The 2,087-nt window shown below is 58.1% G+C and carries 2 protein-coding genes; one reads left to right on the plus strand and one right to left on the minus strand.

What is annotated here, in order from left to right; translation table 11 throughout:
* Positions 1-169: 169 nt before the first annotated feature.
* Entirely contained in the window at positions 170-1,423 is a 1,254-nt protein-coding gene (locus CKO23_RS24460) for an ISAzo13 family transposase (RefSeq protein ID WP_200336075.1), read from the minus strand.
* Between the two features lie 226 nt (positions 1,424-1,649).
* Here CKO23_RS24460 and CKO23_RS24465 point away from each other — a divergent pair, with 226 nt between their 5' ends.
* Positions 1,650-1,973 (plus strand): hypothetical protein, encoded by a 324-nt coding sequence (locus tag CKO23_RS24465; protein ID WP_200336076.1) that lies wholly within the window; start codon positions 1,650-1,652, stop codon positions 1,971-1,973.
* The last annotated feature ends 114 nt before the right edge of the window (positions 1,974-2,087 follow it).

Raw genomic sequence — 2,087 nt, forward strand, 5'->3', positions numbered from 1 at the left:
GCGAGCGACGAGCAAGGGCTCTTGGGGAATCGCGCAATGCAGTACCCGAGTATGAGCGCCAATGTCACAAGAGGGGCTCAAATGGCCGCGTCGCGAGTGATGAGGACCGGTACGCCGCAAGGGTTAGTAATGAATTAAAAATTAGTGAAACGTTTCATGTGACGAGAAATTAGATACCGTTCGCGTCGACCACATAATTCCATTTTCCGAGCACTTCGTCGTGTTGAATGAACTGGTCTTTAATGTTACGGAATGCGGCAGAGCATTTGCGGCCCGTTTCGTACACTTTATCTAGGAGGCAGGCGACCACCCGTAGTCCGGTTGTGGTTGTCGTGCGTTGCGCCGCGCGCAGAACCGTCTCGGGGGTGTCGAGAATCTGTCCCCGAAACGAGCGCTCGACCTGGCTGAAGAGACGATGCTCAATGGGGTGCCACTTCGAGGTATAGGATGGGTAGTGAGCGACCCGCAAACGCAACCCCAGACGTCGACTGAGCGCGACCAGGTCTTCCTTGAAGCGCCAGGAGCGGGCGGCATTGGCCCCACCGGCATCGAAGGTCAGGAACAGTTCCGACGCGTTGGGGTAACGGGCCGCGAAGTGTGACTCCCAGGCCAGGGCGATGGCGTCGCAGACGAAATCGCCGGTCTCGCACGAATTGCCCAGCGTGAGAAAGCCCTCGTTGGCCACGGGATCATAGACCCCATGCGGGACCACCTTCCCGGTTGCCAAATAGGGATAGTCATGGTCAAACACCCGCTGGGCGGCGGTGCCGTAGCAGGTGCCCGGACGCGACAGGGATCCCAGCGGTTCTTTTTTCTTGGTATCGACGCACAGTTGCGGTTCACCCCGGTCCTGGAGCAGGCGGCGTTGTTGCGCAATGAACTGAAACTGCTGGTCGCGTTCTTGGGGATCGACGTGGCCGATCATGAGTTCCTTGCGCAAGGCTCGCCGACGAAACCCGTACCAGTCCAGCAGCCGCGCCCCCGTGTGATTGCTCACCTCGAAGCCGCAGTGGGCCAACTCCTTGACCAAACGGGCGGGGTTGAGATCGCTCCAGAACACGTCAGGGTCGGTAGGACTGCCCGCGGTATGGGCATCCAAGATGTGATTGGCGGCATTCATCAAGGCCGGGTCGCGGAACAACCGGGGGCGCCCCGCACCACGGCGGCGGATCCGATCGGGGCCGCCACTCGGGCGCGTGGGCGCATCGCCATCGTCCTCGGCCATCGCCTCCAACTCGTCAATCCCCCGATAAATGGTGCGTCGGCTCATCCCCAGCACCTGGGCAATGTAGGTCAGACCACCGCGCCCGAGTTTGAGGGTTTCCACGGCGGCATAGCGCCGACGGTGGTCTTCCGGCAACGAGCGACAGTACCGCCGCATGGTCTCTTCGTGTTCCTCGTCATACCCTTGAAATCGCGTCATGGTGGTCTGTGTAATCTGGAGCGGTGTGCATCTTTGAGTATAAGCCTTAATTGAAAATCGTCGAGGCGCCGCTGGCTACGCGACCAACACTTTCATTGCGACGTACAACTTATTTTTAATTCATTACTTAGCGATGAAGAGGGGTAATGCCCTCGGAGCGAAGGTCCTCACGGTTGGTTGAGCGTTGAAGCGGAAACATTGTCACGATGCAAGGCGTGGAAACACAGTGAGCACAGAGCTAAGACGCATAGGCGAGAAGGCGCGCAGCGAGCCACGGCTGGTCTTCACCAGTCTCTATCATCATGTCTCCGATATGGACCACCTGCGCGCCTGCTTCGAAGCACTGCCCGGGGACCGGGCCGTGGGGATTGATGGCATCACCAAGGAGCAGTACCGGGTCAACCTGGAAGACAACCTCAAGGAGCTTTCGAGCCGGCTGAAGAACATGGGTTATCGGCCGCAACCGAAGCGGCGCACCTATATTCCCAAGCCAGGAAGTGCAAAAGGGCGACCGCTGGCGATCAGCTGTTTCGAAGATATAGCCATTTAATATGGTATCCAGACGCGCTTATTAAGCGGCATATTGGGTTTCCGGAAGGTGAAAAAACGATATTATGCGTTCTGCGCGACCCTTCAAAGACTTTAAAGCGGAATACAGACGACT

The sequence above is a fragment of the Thiocystis violacea genome (genome assembly GCF_016583565.1).
In the GTDB taxonomy this organism is placed as follows: domain Bacteria; phylum Pseudomonadota; class Gammaproteobacteria; order Chromatiales; family Chromatiaceae; genus Thiorhodococcus; species Thiorhodococcus violaceus_A.